Raw genomic sequence first — 17,026 nt, 5'->3', positions numbered from 1 at the left:
TAGGCTGGGTTTGCCAAGACTGTACGCAAACCCCAGCGAGTCAGTTTGTTAGAGGGCTTTTTTCAAAGCGTCGGCTTTATCGGTTTTTTCCCACGTAAAATTATCCAGCTCGCGGCCAAAGTGTCCGTAGGCGGCGGTGTCTCGGTAAATGGGGCGCTTAAGATCCAACATTTGAATCAGGCCTCGCGGGCGCAGATCAAAGTGCTCGCGTACCAGTGCAACAATTTCGGTATCGCTGAGCTTGCCGGTGCCAAAGGTATTGATTGAAATAGACGTGGGCTCGGCCACACCAATGGCGTAGGACACTTGAATCTCGCATTTATCGGCCAGGCCTGCGGCAACAATATTCTTCGCCACATAACGACCGGCGTAGGCTGCGGAGCGGTCCACTTTGGATGGGTCTTTACCGGAGAAAGCGCCACCACCGTGGCGAGCCATACCACCGTAGGTATCCACAATAATTTTACGGCCGGTTAAACCGCAGTCGCCTACGGGGCCACCGATAACAAAATTGCCGGTGGGGTTAATGTGGTAAAGGGTTTCGGCGTGCAGCCATTCTTGTGGCAGTACCGGCTTGATCACCTCTTCTAATATAGCTTCGCGCAGTTCCGTCAGTTTAATATCTTCAGAGTGTTGAGTAGAAAGCACCACGGCATCCACTGCCACTGGCTTGCCGTTTTCATAGCGTAGAGTTACCTGGCTTTTAGCATCCGGGCGTAACCAGGGGAAGGTGCCATTTTTCCGCAATAACGCTTGGCGCTCTACTAAACGGTGGCTATAGTAAATAGGCGCTGGCATAAGCACATCGGTTTCGTTAGTAGCAAAGCCAAACATTAGGCCTTGGTCACCAGCACCCATGTCTTTGTCTTCGGCTTCATCAACACCCACGGCTATATCCACGGATTGCTTGCCGATGGCATTAAGTACCGCACAGCTGGCACCGTCAAAGCCAACGTCACTGGAGTTGTAGCCGATGTCTAAAATCACATCGCGGATTAAATCTTCTAAATCGATATAGGTGTGCGTGCGAACCTCACCAGCCACCACGGCCATACCGGTTTTTACCAGAGTTTCTACCGCTACGCGGGCATCTGGGTCGTCTTTTAATATGGCATCCAATACGGCATCGGATATTTGATCCGCCATTTTATCGGGGTGACCTTCGGATACCGACTCGGAGGTAAAGATTGCGTATTCAGACATTAAAAATATTCCTCGTTACTCGGTGCAATCACCGGCATTTAATAAATTGTCTAACTTGTATTTGAAAACCATTGCGCAACGCAAAATAAATATTTTTGCCCACACTAAAACCGGACGCCTCGGCCCATTGGCTGAGTTCGTCGGGGTCGAACCCCAACCAAACATCACCGCAGGCCTCTCGCGCCCAGTTTTGATCGTGCAGGCACAAATCTGTAACGATAAACGAACCATCAGCGCGCAGTACTTGGGCCAAGCTCTGAAACACCGTGGCCGGCGATGGCACGTGGTGCAACACCATGTTGGCCACCGCCATATCAATGCCGCCGGCCAACGCTTGGCTTAGGTTTTCGCCTGCCACCAATTTCAGTGTGACATTGGCTAGCTGCTCTTGCTCAACCCGCTTGGCGGCTTGGTCCAACATCGCTTGGTTGATGTCGATGGCCCAAACCTGCTCGAACAAGGGGCTGAGTACGGACAAAAACTCACCCTCGCCTGGGCCGATTTCCAGCGCCGACTGGCGGGCATCGCCAATCACCTGCTGCAGCATTTCGGTAACTTGCTCGGCGTATACCGGGTAGCTGGCGATCAAATCTTGCTGACTGCGAAACTTATCGCTGTTGTCACTAAAAAACGCCTGGGAGCTAATCACCCGCTCGCTACGGATTTGCTCTAAGCGCGCCAGCACCGGGGCCTCGCAGGCCAGGCTATCCACTTGGCGGTAGAGCGACTCTTGTAACGCGGCATAGGGCGATGCCCCTGCCAACGCACGCCGGTAGAAGATAGAGTTACCCTCGCGCCGGGTAGCTACCAGGCCCGCGTGGGCCAGCAATTTGAGGTGGTGGCTCATGCCGGACTGCTTCACGTCAAACAGGCTAGCCAGTTCCATCACACCGAAGGAATCCTGCGCCAAAACGCGCAAGATCTGCACTCGCAGAGGGTCTCCAGCGGCCTTAAGGAAAGCGGCCAGGCCGTCTGCGGGGTCGAATTCCGGGGTTTTTGCGCTCATATGGGGGCAAGTGTAGCACTGCCCCAAGGGCTATATCAAAATATTTTGATATAGGTTTTGAGGTTTTAATAGTCGAATGGGTTTTAATGGCGGAGGCTAATGTGGCGGGATGGCAACACTACTGATTGGCCAACGCCCACTCTACCGCGGCCAGCGCATGAATGCGGGTGGTATCGTACAAAGGCATCGAAGTATCACTCTGCTCAACCAGCAGAGCAATTTCGGTACAGCCCAAGATAACGGCCTCGGCGCCGCGCTGCTGTAATTGTGCTATCACCTCTAGATATCGCTGCTTAGAGCTGACGTTAATTTTCCCCAAACATAATTCGGTATAAATAATATCGTGCACTGACTGCCGCTCTGGTTCAGTTGGCACCAGCACATCAATGCCGTACTTTTCCATAAGCCTGGATTTATAGAAGTCCTGCTCCATGGTAAAGCGCGTGCCCAGCAAGCCCACCTTCTGCACTCCATCGGTTAGCAGCTTTTCGGCGGTGGCGTCAGCGATATGAAGCAAAGGGATATCGATAGCCGCCTCAATTTGGTTTGCCACCTTGTGCATGGTGTTGGTACAGATCAGCAGGCCTTCCGCGCCTGCGGCGGCGATATTCTTTGCCGCTTGCGCAAGCAAGTGCCCTGCTTGCTGCCAGTCACCCGCCATTTGTAGCGCCTCTATCTCGGCAAAGTCTACGCTGTACAAACAGATTTTGGCGCTGTGTAGCCCACCCAAAGATTCTTTAACCGCCGTGTTAATGATTGCGTAATAGCTGGCGGTGGATTCCCAGCTCATGCCGCCCAGCAGACCAATTGTTTTCATGCATTCTATTCCTTTTGTGTCCGCGCCCGGTAGCCAGCCGCCTTGGCTCGATTACCGCACACCGCCATTGAACACCAACGCCGCTGTTGGTTCTTCGAATTATCGACATACCAAAGCGTACATCCCTGCCCTTGGCATTGTTTTACTTGAGCCAGTTGGGAGGATGCCACAAGTTGCATGCAGACCTGGGACAGCGCCATCAGTAACTGGGTAGGTGTTTGCCACTCACGCTGCCATCGTAACGCGACGCCATCGGTACCGGCATCAACCAATTGTAGGTGTTGGCGGTCGTCAGCGAGCAGTTGATTAAACGGCTCGCATAACGATAGCTGCTCCGAGGGGAACACCGCACCGGCGTTGGTCTCCACCACCTGCCTAAATTGCTCTCGCAGCCGGCGCGCTTGCACGGCTGTGCGGTCTAAGCTGGCTGGCGGGTGATGATCCACCAATGTCCCCCCAGCCTCGAGGCCGAGCACACCGGCAGCCTGCATCCACGCTATCAACGCCAAACCATCGGCCAGCCATTCTATGTCTTCCCCCCAAGGCGCACAGACACTGTTCAAAAAATCCAAGGCCGGGTGGTCAGCAATGAAAAATGGCGGCGGCAATTGATTACCTGTCGTCATAATTCGGTATTTCTCACAAGTTTCTCCCGTCTTTCTATGAAATCAGAAAACTGCCACATGGCTCGGTAACCCTTGCCACACGCCTACGTATTATAACCTGCGTAAACCAACTTAGGGGGTTACTTGTTAACTCTCTGCTCAACTCACCCTACACACTATCAGCAGGTAATCACATGACTAACATTCTGCAAATCATCGCCTCACCAAGAGGTACGGATTCGCAATCCACCCAGGTGGCCAATACCTACATAGAAGCCAGAACACGAATCGACCCGCAAATTAAAGTGGATGTTTTGGATTTGTGGCGTACCCCGTTACCCGAATTCGACGGCGACAAAGCCGCCGCCAAGATGACGTTTTTCGGGGTTGGCGAAATGGACCAGCAACGCTTATCAGCCTGGGACCAAGTAGTGGCTATTTGCGAGCGCTTTTCACAGGCCGATGAGTACGTCATCTCTGTGCCCATGTGGAACGGTGGCGTGCCCTATAAACTGAAACACTATATTGACTTGATCACACAGCCCGGCCTGTTGTTTGGATTCGATCCAGCCCAGGGCTATTTTGGCCTGCTGGAAAACAAAACAGCCACCGTGGTGTACACCAGTGGTGTGTTTGCTCCGGGTGCCCCGGCCAAGTACGGCAGTGATTTCCAATCGTCTTACCTTGCCTGGTGGTTAGGAACCATTGGTATCACAGATGTAAAACCCATTCGCTACCAACCGTCGCTGCTAACGGAAGACCCGGCTGCCCAACAGCAGGCGGCGATTAGCCAAGCGAAACAAACTGCGGAGCAATTCACAGCCGCCGCGCACTGAATACGTTCGGTGTAAAGCAGCCTGCAAGCGCTTTACTAGACCAAGAGAAAATCCAGTTAACACTTTGATAAAAAGGGGCAAACAATGCCATTGATAGAAGTTACTACTTTTAAGAACGAGCTTTCCGCAGAGCAATCTGAACTGCTTATTGAAAGGATTACGCAATCCGTAACAGAGACCACCAGCGAAAAGCTACGAGAAGTTACCTGGGTAATTATTAAAGAGGTTAACGATAGTCAGTGGGGTGTTGGTGGCAAAGCCCTGACTTTGGCCGATGTTAAAAGTTTAATTGACGGGTAAGTTTGTCAGCAATTGTATTTTTTTGTTTTTGCATTGTTCGCAAGCAAGTAATACTGCATAAATATTTTACATTACGACGTGATTTTTAACGTTATGCGCCGCTTTATTTTATAAACGGCGCATTTTATTTGAATACGGAATAACCAAACGATAAATCGCCATCTAACAGATGTCACTGCAAAACAGATTTTTTTTGCCAGCGCAAACCTGGCGGACACAATCTTTTCACAAAGCTCTGATAAAAACCCCCTTAATTTTTTTGGCCGCCCAGGCTCATTAGTTAAGAATGATTAAGAATAAGAAAAAAATTAGGCTTTTAAAATAAATCGCGTTAAATTCGCCCCGCCTTTCGAAGGCACAAGCCAACTCTTAAATTTTTAGTTATAACCACAAGGCTATCCCTGTCTTCGTTGGATAGGCTCTGCTTAAAAAAACCTGCAACAAAAAATAAGCAAACTTAATTATAAACCTCTTACCCATACCTGAGGTAAGAAGCCAACCACATTACGCTTGATAAGAGAACCGAGGGAAGGTTATGGATACCAACGATGGTCGACATGTTATAAATAACACCGAATCAGACGCGCGTGGTTATTGCCGCAGTTTTGATACTGTGTTTGCTTCTGCTTCTGGCGCAATCCTTACCGATACCGATGGCTGCGAATACATTGACTTTTTAGCCGCCTGCGGCAGTTTAAACTATGGCCACAATGACCCTGACATGAGCCGCGCGTTGATAAATCACATTGAAACCAGTGGTTTATCGGCGGGTCTCGACCTCTACAGTACACCCAAAGCACGCTTTATTGAGAGCTTTAAGCGCTTAATTCTTGACCCGCGCCAATTGAATTATCGAGTGCAATTTACTGGCCCAACCGGCACCAATGCGGTTGAGGCTGCACTGAAACTGGCTCGTAAAGTAACCGGCCGCAACACGGTAATGTCGTTTACCAATGGTTTCCATGGCGTTACCTTGGGTGCTTTAGCGGCCACAGGTAATAAGTACAACCGAATGGGCGAGGCTCTGCACGGGGTCTCCCGGGTTCCGTTCGATGGTTATTATGGTGACGACATAGACACGACGGTAATGATTGAAAAACTGATTACCGACCCCTCTAGTGGTGTGGAAACCCCTGCCGCGTTTATTTTAGAAACCGTGCAAGGTGAAGGCGGCTTAAATTGCGCAAGCGCTGCCTGGCTACAAAAGCTGGCAGCAATCGCACAGCGGCATGGCATCCTATTGATTGTGGATGACATACAAGCTGGCTGTGGCCGTACCGGCAGCTTTTTTAGTTTTGAAACCCTAGGCATTACACCGGATATGGTTACCCTATCGAAATCTATTTCCGGATACGGTCTGCCTATGGCTCTGGTGTTGATAAAACCAGAGCTGGATCAATGGCAACCAGCCGAACATAACGGTACTTTCCGTGGCAACACCCACGCATTTGTTACTGCCCAGGTTACCCTAGAGAAATACTGGTCAAACAATGTGTTTCAACAGCAAATCTCTGGCAACGGTGAAATCGTACGCAGTCACTTGCAAGATTTGATTGATCTTATCCCCAATGCCCGCTTAAAAGGACGAGGCATGATGAATGGCATCGACGTTGGCTGCGGCCAACTTGCCAGTAAAATAACCAAGCAGTGCTTTGCCCACGGCTTAGTTATTGAAACCAGCGGCCCCTATGATGAAGTGGTTAAGGTGTTGGCGCCACTCAACACACCTGAAACCACTTTGGTAAACGGCTTAGAAATATTGCAGCGCAGCGTGCGCCAAGTTACCGGAAAACGGCCTTCGGTTAGCCCTATCAAAGTAGATCTCGACACTCAGCGTAACGATGTAGCGCTCGCCAGCGCCATTAATTTGTAACAAGCGCTTATTAACGTCACTCTTTTGTAGTTCATTTCTTTTTATATTTGGGCGGCAGCAGGCCGCCCCACTTTATTATGACCTCACTCAACCAATTCGATGCCGAAATGGCCACCCGTGGTTTGCTAGTACAAACCGATTTTAACAACCACTCGCGCTGGCAGCCGGGCCTGCGCATGCACCATTTATTTGAGACGAAAGTGGATGAGTTCATCGGCAGCGGCCAGAGTGATCACTTGGCGGTGGATAGCCAAGAGGGTTGTCTCACCTACCCGCAGTTGGACGCACGGGCCAATCAATTGGCTCACTGGCTAATGCAACAAGGCTACGGCCCAGGTGATGTTATCGCCTTATTGCTGGATAAGAGCGCCTGGAGTTACATCGCCATGCTGGCGGTGCAAAAAATACACGCCGCTTACGTACCTCTAGACCCATCCTTTCCGCAAGATCGCATCGATTTCATTGTAGAAGACGCCAAGGTCAGATTATTGCTAACGCAGAAGCAATTTGGCGAGCCGCTCACTGAGCTCGACATTGCAGTAATCGCATTGGATGACATAAGCCAGGCCTTAGCCCAATGCTCTAGCCTGCGCCCGGCGTTGGCCAACGCAGCCTGTGACTCGCAGTTGGCCTATATTATTTATACCTCAGGCTCCACGGGTAAACCCAAGGGCGTCCCCATAAGCCAGGCCAATATAGTGAATTTTATTGCCGTGGCCTGCGAGGTGTATGGCTACCAAAGCAACGATCGAGTTTACCAAGGGTTAACCATCGCCTTTGATTTTGCCGTTGAAGAGATCTGGGTACCCTTGGCCGTGGGCGCCACCCTGCTGCCCAATCAAACCGGCAGCAGTCTTCTGGGTGACGACCTACACACGTTTTTGCAAACCAACCAAGCCACGGCCATGTGCTGTGTACCCACGCTGCTACAAACCATCGACCAAGATTTGCCAGCACTCAGGCTGCTGATTGTTTCCGGCGAGGCCTGCCCCAGGGATTTAATCGAACGTTGGTGGTCGCCCCAGCGCGCCATTTTAAACGCCTATGGGCCAACAGAAACCACCGTTACCGCCACCTTAAAATTTTCCCAACCGGGCGAAGCCGTTACTATTGGTAAACCCTTACCCACCTATACTGTTTTGGTGCTCGACCCAGACACCCAAGCCTTATTGCCAATGGGCCAGGAGGGTGAAATCTGTGTTGCCGGCATTGGCCTGGCCCAGGGCTATTTAAATCGGCCCGAGCAAACGGCCAAAGCGTTTATCCCAGACCACATCAACGTGCCCAACAACCCCAGTGGCATGATCTATCGCACCGGCGACCTGGGCGCAATCAACCCCAGGGGCGATGTAGAATATCGTGGCCGCATTGACTTGCAGGTTAAGGTGCGCGGCTATCGAATAGAGCTGACAGAGATCGAATCCACACTGCTGCGCCTACCCGGTATTGGCCAGGCCGTGGTAGATACCTTTGAGCCCATGCCGGGGGCCAAAGAACTGGTGGCCTATTACACTGCGGGCAACGGTGATGCCCCACCCTGCCAAGACGAAATAGTCGCGTTTTTACGAGCAGAGCTGCCCGCTTACATGGTGCCAGCGTATTACGAGCCCTTGGCCACCATACCCATGCTCAGCAGCGATAAGGCCAACCGCAAGGCGCTGCCCAAACCCCAGGGGCAGCGCATGAACGCCGGTAATCGGGTACACGTAGAAGCCAGTACCGAGCTGGAGCGAGAAATCTGCCATGCCCTGGCCGAATTACTGCAACTGGATAAAGTCTCGGTGCAGGATCACTTTTTTGATGACCTGGGCGCAACCTCACTGCTTATGGCCAAGCTGGGCGCAACACTGCGTGCGCGCCTACCGCAACACGCCATCGCCATTAAAGATTTTTACACCAGCCCCACGGTGGCCGCCTTGGCCGAGACACTGAACAGCAGCCAAGCCGATGCCAACCTGGGCGTTCACCAAGAGGCTTGGTATACGCCCGGACGAATAGCCTACTGGCTGTGCGGCTGTGCCCAAATGGCCGTGTATCTCACGGTAATGGTAGCCACGGTGGCGTTGGGCTGGCCGGTGATTGGCTGGGTTACTGAAGCAGATTCTGCGGTTGGCGTATTTACTCGCACTGCCGCTGCCGGAAGCGCCACCTTTATCGGCTGGACGGCTTTCTCCGTGGCCGCCAAATGGCTGTTAATTGGCCGCTGGCAGCAACAGCAAATTCCCCTGTGGAGCCGTCAGTACTTTCGTTTTTGGCTGGCTCGGTTACTGGTACAAATGAGCCCTATGTTGATGTTTCGCGGCACCCCGCTGTACAACGTGTATCTGCGCATGCTGGGCGCAAGAATCGGCAACAACGTGGTGATAGAGTGCCGTGAAATGCCCCTATGTACCGATTTGATTGCCATAGGCGATCACACCGTGGTGCGGCAGGATTCCATACTGGCCACCTACAAAGCGCGCTCAAATCGCTTAATCACCGGCACCATTGAACTTGGCAGTAATGTGGTAGTGGGCGAGGGATCGGTTTTGGATATCAATACCCGCATGGGCGACAACGCGCAGTTGGCCCACGCCTCGTGTTTGCTCGAGGGCCAAGCCATTTGTGCCAACGCCAGCTACCACGGCAACCCAGCCAGCCCCACAGAGTCTAACTTTCGTTACGGCGGCAGCGAGCAGGTTAGCCGCAGCCGATTGGTGTTGTATTCACTGTCGCAATTGATTTTGCCATTTTGGATTTTAACGCCGGCCTTTGTGGTGGTCCTGTGGTGGTTCGCATCCTGGCTGGCATTACCGCAGTTCGAAAATTTATCGGCAACGTCGTTTATCACCCTTTTCGACGAGGTGGCCGTGTTATTTTTTGGCACCCTTATCGCAGGGCTTGCCAGCACGTTTTGTTTTACCCGTATTGCTAACCGATTTATTAAACCGGGTAAGCAGTATGTGATGTATGGCGTTCACTACGCCGTGGCTCGGTATATAAAACGGGTAAGCAATATCCCGTTTTACACCACACTGTTTGGCGATAGCTCCTACGTCACCACCTACATGCAGTGGCTGGGCTACAAGCTGGGCAAGGTATTCCAAACCGGCTCCAACTTTGGCGTAAACCAGCAACAAGATAACCCGTTACTGTGTTCCATTGGCGAACGCACCATGGTGTCCGACGGTTTAAAAATCTTAAACCTTCAAGAGTCCAGCACCGCGTTTTGTTTACAGCCGGTGAACATTGGCCGAGATTTATTTATGGGCAACGCGCTCTACTACCCAGCAGAGGCGCAGGTGGGCAATAACTGCCTGCTGGCCACCAAAGTGATGTTACCCATAGACGGTAAAATCAAAGAAAATACCGGCTTGTTAGGCTCGCCCAGCTTTGAAATCCCCCGCGCAGTGGAATCCGCCGAGGGCATCGAAACTGCCTCGGAATCGCGCCTTAGAGAACAGCGTCTGGGGGCCAAAAATCGCCACAATATTATTAGCATGCTGCTGTTTTTAGGCTCCAATTTAGTGGCCATGTACGGCACGGTGGTAATAGCCTCCGTAGCCGCCGTGGTGGATAACATGTACGGCGCAGGCGTCTGGCTGCTGGCGCTAATGGCAGAGTTGGCATTTACCCTAGCCTGGTTTATTTTTGTTGAGCGCGCAGCCTTGGGCTTTGGCCGAATGCAGCCCATGCTGGTATCCATTTACGACCCACGCTATTGGTCGGTGGAGCGCTATTGGAAATTAAGTGAAACGCCATTGAAACGGATGTGGAAAGGCACCCCAATGCGTAACCTCCTTAACCGCGCACTGGGTATTAAAGTGGGCAAAATGGTATTTGACGACGGCGTTGGCATCTCGGAAAAAACGTTGGTGGAATACGGCGATTATTGCAACCTTAACGCGCACTCGTTTATGCAGTCGCACTCCTTGGAAGACGGTATTTTCAAATCCGACCATATTAAAGTAGGCCACCAATGCGTACTGGATGTGCAAGCGTTTTTACACTATGGCGTGCGCACCGAGAACAACATTTTGGCCGGCGCCGATGCCTTTGTTATGAAAGGGGAAACCTTAACCCACCAAACCGCATGGCGCGGTAATCCGGCGGAGCCCATCGCACTGCTTAATGAGCAGGCAGCGCAATACCAACATCGCGAGCTTAAAAAGCCAAAAGCCACGCTCACCGATGTTTCGGTGCCTCCCCCGCCCAAAGAAACCGACTTGGTGGCCCGAACGGCCTTGGACGGCTAATGTTTTTTCGCGGTGGTGTTAAATGTAAGCGTGCCTGCGCGCTTATCTTAGGGTGCCTAGCCTCGGCTAGCACCCTGGCCACTGGTCACGCCGACGATTACATCAAACTACCCTCCAATGCCCCGCAGCCCATACCGCCACCAAAGGTATTTAACCGTTTCCAACCCAAAACCCCAGCCACTTTGGTGGCAACTCGGCAACAACGCGTCACACCCAGTGCTGATACTGCCACCAAAATAGACCGTGCGAGAATAGAAACAGACTCTCCAATACCCGTGCCCAATCAGGACACATTCTTGGCAATCTCTGGTGGCCTGGTAGCGCCCTTTGTGCTGGAGGGCTCGGCCGCCGACGGCGGCAGACTGGATTCCGACCAACCCTATTTCTACTCAGAAATTACCGCACAATTTAAACGTTTCGGTTTATACACCACACTATGGCAAGATACCGAAAGCCAGCTGGACTTCGATGAATATTACGCCTACTGGATACTCAACAAACGCCACAACATCCAATTAAGTTACGGCAGTCAGTACGCCTATTTTGGTTCCTACGATACCAATTTATTGTCCATCGCGTTAACCGAAGATTTGGGTAGCCTCAGCAGCGACCAAATGCTGATGCTGTCGGCAGAAACCAACAACCTCAGCGCACGAGTGTTTGGCTATCGCGGCGAGGCCTACGATTACATCGAAGGTAATGATGACGACGATGACGAAGAGTTGATCTATGAAAAAAATCGTTATGGCGTCGACTTTTCTGTCAACGGTAACGACGGTTACTTGGGTATTTCCTGGGTATCGCATATCGCCGACGCTGACCCGTTTATCCCCCACGACGGCCTACGCAGCATCCCCGGCCTGGCAACCTACGCCAGCTACGAAGGCGACGGCTGGTGGCTAGGCGCTGAATACATACAGGCGTTAAAACATTTAGAAGAAGGTGACCTGGATGGCGACATCACCTGGCCTGCGAAACCCAGTGCCTGGCACATCGAAATTGGCCTGGATACCGGCGAGGAAAGCGCACTAGCACTACTGTGGAGCCAAAGCCAAAATGCCGAACAATTGTATATGGATAGCGAACTGATCGGCCTCGCCTACCAGGCCAACCTGTGGCGCTCGCTGTACGGTATTTTAGAAGCCTCAAGGACCAAAGACTTTGAAGGCGCGCCACAGAAGTTAATCCAGTTGGAGCTGGAATACAGTTTCTAAACGGCACATCAGAGGCTGTTATGCTCACCCACGACGTATGCCTATTGTCATACTGCGTAGTTCGGACACTCTAAGGTCCTCCCATTTAACTATTGCTATAACTCATCAGCTTCTCCTATTGGCAAGTTCAAACGCTCAGGGAGGTCCGCAACAATGTGCTAGCGCACACTACAAACATGGTGAAGACTGGAATTGATACATGCAATCAGTGCTTAGCGCATTGGCAGTAAATCAACCAAGATAAATTCTTCTTACTAACGCCGATCAACGCCCCCCTTCACGCACACCTGTTACGGGACTTGACATTACCTGCCAAAGTGCTAAATTTTTAGCACATGCTACAAATTTAGCATCTTGTATATTCGGACTAAGTCATGACCAAAGATACGTTAAAGCAAATGAGCCGCCGTGAACGGCAAATTATCGAAATACTGTTCCAGTTGGGCAGTGGCTCTGTGGCTGATGTTCAAGCGCATCTCGACCAGGCGCCGAGCTACTCTTCTGTTCGAGCCTTGCTCAATCGCATGGTCGAAAAAAAACAAGTGGCGTATCAGCGCCAAGGTAACAAATACGTATACAGCCCAATAACGGAAAGAGAAGAGGCTGCACAAACCGCCCTTAAAAAACTGATAAATACTTTTTTTAACGGATCTCCCGGTGCCGCTGTAGCAGCGCTTCTTGGGGCAGAGAAGGACGCAATTTCCGCTCAACAAATGGACGAGATCCAAGCTAAAATAGACGCAATAAAAAACAATAATAAATAAGTGAATAACACCTATGATACCGCTCGATCTACTACTTATTTTAGTGATTAAGCCTTTGCTTTTGTGCATCGTAGGAAAATACGTTACCGACAATTTTAGCCGGGAGTCAGCCAGTTGGCAGAACTTCTATTCTACCGGGCTATTGTTACTACTTCCCCTAGTGCTACTCTCCGCCTTTCTACCCGGGCTAACGTTGCCAACACCGGTGCCAATTTCTGGTTTTTTATTCCAACCAATGAGCTGGCAAGCGCTTTTGTTGTTGCTCGCATTCTATACTTGCGTTGCCCTAACCTGCCTGTGTTATCGCGTACTTAGCTTGGTTGCGTTATATAACTCTGAACAAAACTATGAGCTAGCCCCTACAAATTTGGCTAACAACTTGGCCGCGTTGCAAAACTCGCTTGGAATAGGACGAAGTAAGTATTTGGTTGCGCCGACAGCCAGTGTATCAGCCTATGTTTGGCGGCCATCCCTAAGGGGTGAGCACCGTTTGGTGGTAACGCAAGGTTTTTTAAAACTGGATAAAGAGCAACAAACAATTATTCTCGCGCACGAGTGTGCCCATTGCTACCGGCAAGATTGGCTAACACAACAATGTGCTTTTGCGGTTTGTTGTATCTTTTGGCCTCTTCCCCCGGTGTGGAGTTGGCTAAAATCGATACAGGCCAGCGCCGAACGTGCAGCCGACGACATAGCATTAAATCTATTAGACTTTGAGCGCAATCATTTATTACCCGCTCAATACGCCGAACTATTGTTGGCGATTAAAACGGCATCTCAGGCAACAACCACGGTACAAGCTGCGGCCAGCAGCCATTTTTACGACAGGTTAAACAGCGTATTGGCAACGCTCAATAACCATAGCCGACTCACACCTATTGAGAGAAATTATACCGGGCTGCTGCTCGCAATTTGGTTAGCGCCAATGGTACTGATCCATTGGCAGTGGATCCCCTTTAAACCCGATGCATCGATAACTATGCCGGCCGCGGTCGGAATATCCATAAATCGACCGCCCACCCAGTTAACACGGGATAACTACCTACCCGCCAAAACACCGTCACCAATTCCGAATCTAAAATTAACATTTCCCTCACCATTGCAAGAGGAAATAAATGTTGTAGGATCGGTTTCACCAGAAAATTTCGGTGGTCATAACTGGCCAGCACCAATCATCACCATCCGTGGCTGGCTGGCCGAAAAACAGGTAATGCCAGACTACCCAGAAGAAGCAGCGCAAATGGGTGCATCCGGCAGAGTGGAAGTGCGTTTTTCCATTGATATCACTGGCCACGCAACCAATATAGCCATAGTAAACGCAGATCCCGCACATCTGTTTGAAAACAGCGTAATAGCCGCGATTAAATCCAGCCGCTTTAAACCCATTTTGCTAGATAATAGACCTGTAGTGGCTAACTGCTTACTTCAGATATTTGAATTTAGGTTTTTCAATCGCCCCCTCCCCAACCAATAAAAGGAAATACCTATGTCAACATTAACTGCTCAATTCTCGCCTCTGGAAGCTTCAAAATACGCGCTTTCTTTGCCACTAGCAGGGGCACTGACTATGGCTTTATTCATAGGCATGTATTTATTAATTGCTCGCGAATACGAGCTGCCCGATGAAAAACCTCCGATAAAGATAGCGGAGATCGTACTACCCAAACCAGCCCCCATTGAAACCACTATTGAACCTCCCAGAAAGATCAAAACCTCACCACCGCCAACGGTGGATAGACAAGTTACGCCACAGTCCTTACCGCAAGGCACGGGTATGAACCTAACTAAGCCAACGGTTACCCCACCCAATAATGAGACCATTACCTTTAACAACAGCATGCTAGTAAAACAGGTTATGGTACCACCTGTGTACCCTCGCCGGGCCTTAGCGGCGGGAACCCAAGGTTACGTTGATGTTCAATTTGTGGTTACCGCCATTGGCACCACCAAAAATATAAGAGTGGTCGCAGCCGACCCTGAAAACGTATTCGAGAGATCCGCGATTAAGGCAGTGGAAGGTTGGCGCTATCGCCCGATGAGCGAAGATGGCCAACCCGTAGAAAGCCATGTCGTAACAGAACGTATTCGTTTTACTATTGATCAATAACGCAATCACTGCTGAGCTAGCGTAATTTATTGACTATTTTAGGCGAAGGATTTAGCTAGCTTGGCAAAAATCGGCTGCGTAAAGAATGAACCATCCCTCGATCAATTGGGACATACCTTAATGATGATAAAACACAAAGGCCAGGTGAGCAGAGGCCAAATACACACGCCCTGAGAATTGGCCTGTAAATCTCAACTTCCTTCGAACATTCTAAATCCCTCACATACAAATGCCGGCTAAACTTATCAGCATCTTCGAACAACATGCTCAATTTCTGAAAGCCAGCCTTAATTATGCATTAACATCACACATCAAGCATGCGCCTAGCTTAATCGAAAACAATTAAATAACGATAAACTCCCTGAGCACTTGTTCTCACAACGCTAAATCCGCTTCCTCAAAGCAAGTCATTGCCAACTCTGTACGATAATAATTAATAGCTTAATGATAAAACTGGCTCGCCAGAGCAATAAGTGCTCTGGGCGGTTTTGGCGCGAGAGGATTAACGCGCCCGGGCCTTTCACTGCACTATAACAAAAGAATAAAAGTGGTTTCGACCACTTCACCACACCGGCACTAGTCATACGAGGACCATATAAACAAACATAGGAAAACTATATGAAGATTAAAACAAGCTCTGTCTTGCTAATTCTATTATCCTGGCACGCCCAAGCCAGTGCCGATGCAGAGGTGAGTAAATTAAGCGATGGCTCTTGGTCGGCACGGGTGGAGGGTAATGCAGTTTACCAAGGCGATCGGTTTTTTGATGCGATGAATGCAGCCATTAATAACGCAGGCAGCGGTGTCATTAATATCCGCAATTCCGGTGAAAGCGGGCCGGACGGCGGTAATGTTTACGGTATACGGCCAAATTCCAATCAAACTTTGGATTTTCACGGCCATCAAATACACGCCAACGGGGGCGAGCTGGTGGTGCCCATCTACTGCGACCGCAAAAACAATGTCACCGTGCGCAACCTATCCGTTACGGGCAATCCCCGCTATGGCTTTTGGTTTAGGGGCTGTTCCGATATTGTGTTTGAGAACATTAATATGGATCTGGATAACAACAACCCGGTGGGCCTGGGCATACGCGTGGATGCCTCTACCGGCCCGGCGTCTAACCTAACCCTACGAGGCACTATTAACGTCAATGGCTCAGCTGGCCATGCCATCGAAACCTACAGCGTGGATGGTTTTAGCATCGGGGATGTTACCGTAACCAACTCCGGTGGCAGTGGCCTGCTGTTAAATGATTCACGCAATGGCTCTGTGGGTACGGTTAATGGTTACAACAACAATTGGGGTGGCGGCTATGCGACTTTCCGCGTGGCCAATAACAACGGCCCGAACGTTAATGTAGAGCGAGTGATTTCTCGTAATTCTGGCCGCGGTTTTTTTAGTGTTTCCGGTAGCCATGGCACCACGGTGAACTCGGTGGATATCGATACCAGCTTCAAACAAGGCATATTTTTGGAAGATGCCGACAACACCCATGTGTTGTCTGGTTCGGTGAGTAATGGCAACCCCAATTGCCAGTTGGTGCGCACCAGTAACTCCAGCCTGCGAGTCAGCGGCTGTGACGCGGTGGGCACTCCTCCTGGTAGCAACGACAACAATGGCACCGTTAATGGGCTTTATCGTATTCAGCCAGTGCACAGCGGTAAGACGATTGATGTTGCCAATTGCGCAACAGCGGATGGCACTAATATTCAACAGTGGACATGGCTGAATAACGCCTGCCAGCAATGGCAGATCACACCGGTGGATGGTGTTTGGCACAGACTATCCCCGGCTAGCGCTCCGAATTCCAGTTTGGAGGTGGATTCTTTTTCAACGGTAAACGGCGGAAATTTAATGCTGTGGCATTACTGGGGCGGCTACAACCAGCAGTTTAGATTTCAAAGTGCTGGCTCTGGCAAGTGGCGCATTATTAACAGAAACAGCGAGCTGTGCGCGGATGTAGCCGGCTTATCTACCGAGGATGGTGCCAATGTAACGCAGTGGCAATGCATCAGTGGTAACAATAACCAGGTGTTTGAATTGATTCGCCAATAATTATTTTT

At 50.6% G+C, this 17,026-nt stretch carries 13 protein-coding genes; 9 read left to right on the top strand and 4 right to left on the bottom strand.

Annotated elements, in window-relative coordinates:
* Positions 1-48: 48 nt before the first annotated feature.
* From metK to ACGHM3_RS02180, 4 genes are all read right to left on the bottom strand, one after another.
* The gene (gene metK / locus ACGHM3_RS02195) at positions 49-1,203 is read right to left on the bottom strand and encodes a methionine adenosyltransferase (RefSeq protein ID WP_345419353.1); all 1,155 of its coding nucleotides are present in this window, start codon (positions 1,201-1,203) and stop codon (positions 49-51) included.
* Positions 1,204-1,231: 28 nt separating this feature from the next.
* A complete protein-coding gene (locus tag ACGHM3_RS02190) occupies positions 1,232-2,209 on the bottom strand; it encodes a metalloregulator ArsR/SmtB family transcription factor (RefSeq protein WP_345419350.1) in 978 nt (325 codons plus the stop codon).
* 118 nt (positions 2,210-2,327) lie between these two features.
* Positions 2,328-3,026 carry an aspartate/glutamate racemase family protein gene (locus ACGHM3_RS02185; protein WP_345419348.1) on the bottom strand — a complete coding sequence of 233 codons (699 nt, stop codon included), beginning with the start codon at positions 3,024-3,026 and terminating at the stop codon, positions 2,328-2,330.
* Positions 3,027-3,031: 5 nt separating this feature from the next.
* Complete coding sequence (locus tag ACGHM3_RS02180; RefSeq protein WP_345419345.1) at positions 3,032-3,652, bottom strand: CGNR zinc finger domain-containing protein; 621 nt, start codon at positions 3,650-3,652, stop codon at positions 3,032-3,034.
* 173 nt (positions 3,653-3,825) lie between these two features.
* Here ACGHM3_RS02180 and ACGHM3_RS02175 point away from each other — a divergent pair, with 173 nt between their 5' ends.
* The 9 genes from ACGHM3_RS02175 to ACGHM3_RS02135 all read left to right on the top strand — a co-directional run bounded on the left by ACGHM3_RS02175 (position 3,826) and on the right by ACGHM3_RS02135 (position 17,018).
* Complete coding sequence (locus ACGHM3_RS02175; protein ID WP_345419342.1) at positions 3,826-4,467, top strand: NAD(P)H-dependent oxidoreductase; 642 nt, start codon at positions 3,826-3,828, stop codon at positions 4,465-4,467.
* Positions 4,468-4,551: 84 nt separating this feature from the next.
* Complete coding sequence (locus tag ACGHM3_RS02170) at positions 4,552-4,767, top strand: tautomerase family protein (protein ID WP_345419339.1); 216 nt, start codon at positions 4,552-4,554, stop codon at positions 4,765-4,767.
* Between the two features lie 535 nt (positions 4,768-5,302).
* Positions 5,303-6,640, top strand: coding sequence for a diaminobutyrate--2-oxoglutarate transaminase (ectB, locus tag ACGHM3_RS02165; RefSeq protein WP_345419336.1), 1,338 nt, complete (start codon positions 5,303-5,305; stop codon positions 6,638-6,640).
* A 77-nt stretch (positions 6,641-6,717) separates the two neighbouring features.
* The gene (locus tag ACGHM3_RS02160) at positions 6,718-10,875 is read left to right on the top strand and encodes a Pls/PosA family non-ribosomal peptide synthetase (protein ID WP_345419334.1); all 4,158 of its coding nucleotides are present in this window, start codon (positions 6,718-6,720) and stop codon (positions 10,873-10,875) included.
* Entirely contained in the window at positions 10,875-12,089 is a 1,215-nt protein-coding gene (locus tag ACGHM3_RS02155; RefSeq protein WP_345419331.1) for a hypothetical protein, read from the top strand. The genes ACGHM3_RS02160 and ACGHM3_RS02155 overlap by 1 nt, the downstream gene beginning before the upstream one ends.
* A 374-nt stretch (positions 12,090-12,463) precedes the next feature.
* Positions 12,464-12,853 carry a BlaI/MecI/CopY family transcriptional regulator gene (locus tag ACGHM3_RS02150; RefSeq protein ID WP_345419329.1) on the top strand — a complete coding sequence of 130 codons (390 nt, stop codon included), beginning with the start codon at positions 12,464-12,466 and terminating at the stop codon, positions 12,851-12,853.
* A gap of 13 nt (positions 12,854-12,866) precedes the next feature.
* Positions 12,867-14,327: a TonB family protein gene (locus ACGHM3_RS02145; RefSeq protein WP_345419326.1), complete on the top strand. Its 1,461-nt coding sequence runs from the start codon at positions 12,867-12,869 to the stop codon at positions 14,325-14,327.
* A gap of 12 nt (positions 14,328-14,339) precedes the next feature.
* Positions 14,340-14,960, top strand: a complete 621-nt coding sequence (locus ACGHM3_RS02140; RefSeq protein WP_345419323.1) for a TonB family protein — start codon at positions 14,340-14,342, stop codon at positions 14,958-14,960.
* A 618-nt stretch (positions 14,961-15,578) separates the two neighbouring features.
* Positions 15,579-17,018, top strand: a complete 1,440-nt coding sequence (locus ACGHM3_RS02135) for an RICIN domain-containing protein (protein ID WP_345419321.1) — start codon at positions 15,579-15,581, stop codon at positions 17,016-17,018.
* The last annotated feature ends 8 nt before the right edge of the window (positions 17,019-17,026 follow it).

The sequence above is a fragment of the Halioxenophilus aromaticivorans genome (genome assembly GCF_042850945.1).
GTDB classification, from domain to species: domain Bacteria; phylum Pseudomonadota; class Gammaproteobacteria; order Pseudomonadales; family Cellvibrionaceae; genus Halioxenophilus; species Halioxenophilus aromaticivorans.
The sequence above is the reverse complement of the archived record's forward strand: the minus strand, read 5'-3'. Positions and strand labels throughout refer to the sequence as shown.

Bases quoted from the DNA above. Each gene is read 5' to 3' on its own strand.
- metK (WP_345419353.1), bottom strand. From the start codon at position 1,203: ATGTCTGAATACGCAATCTTTACCTCCGAGTCGGTATCCGAAGGTCAC.
- ACGHM3_RS02190 (WP_345419350.1), bottom strand. From the start codon at position 2,209: ATGAGCGCAAAAACCCCGGAATTCGACCCCGCAGACGGCCTGGCCGCT.
- ACGHM3_RS02185 (WP_345419348.1), bottom strand. From the start codon at position 3,026: ATGAAAACAATTGGTCTGCTGGGCGGCATGAGCTGGGAATCCACCGCC.
- ACGHM3_RS02180 (WP_345419345.1), bottom strand. From the start codon at position 3,652: ATGACGACAGGTAATCAATTGCCGCCGCCATTTTTCATTGCTGACCAC.
- ACGHM3_RS02175 (WP_345419342.1), top strand. From the start codon at position 3,826: ATGACTAACATTCTGCAAATCATCGCCTCACCAAGAGGTACGGATTCG.
- ACGHM3_RS02170 (WP_345419339.1), top strand. From the start codon at position 4,552: ATGCCATTGATAGAAGTTACTACTTTTAAGAACGAGCTTTCCGCAGAG.
- ectB (WP_345419336.1), top strand. From the start codon at position 5,303: ATGGATACCAACGATGGTCGACATGTTATAAATAACACCGAATCAGAC.
- ACGHM3_RS02160 (WP_345419334.1), top strand. From the start codon at position 6,718: ATGACCTCACTCAACCAATTCGATGCCGAAATGGCCACCCGTGGTTTG.
- ACGHM3_RS02155 (WP_345419331.1), top strand. From the start codon at position 10,875: ATGTTTTTTCGCGGTGGTGTTAAATGTAAGCGTGCCTGCGCGCTTATC.
- ACGHM3_RS02150 (WP_345419329.1), top strand. From the start codon at position 12,464: ATGACCAAAGATACGTTAAAGCAAATGAGCCGCCGTGAACGGCAAATT.
- ACGHM3_RS02145 (WP_345419326.1), top strand. From the start codon at position 12,867: ATGATACCGCTCGATCTACTACTTATTTTAGTGATTAAGCCTTTGCTT.
- ACGHM3_RS02140 (WP_345419323.1), top strand. From the start codon at position 14,340: ATGTCAACATTAACTGCTCAATTCTCGCCTCTGGAAGCTTCAAAATAC.
- ACGHM3_RS02135 (WP_345419321.1), top strand. From the start codon at position 15,579: ATGAAGATTAAAACAAGCTCTGTCTTGCTAATTCTATTATCCTGGCAC.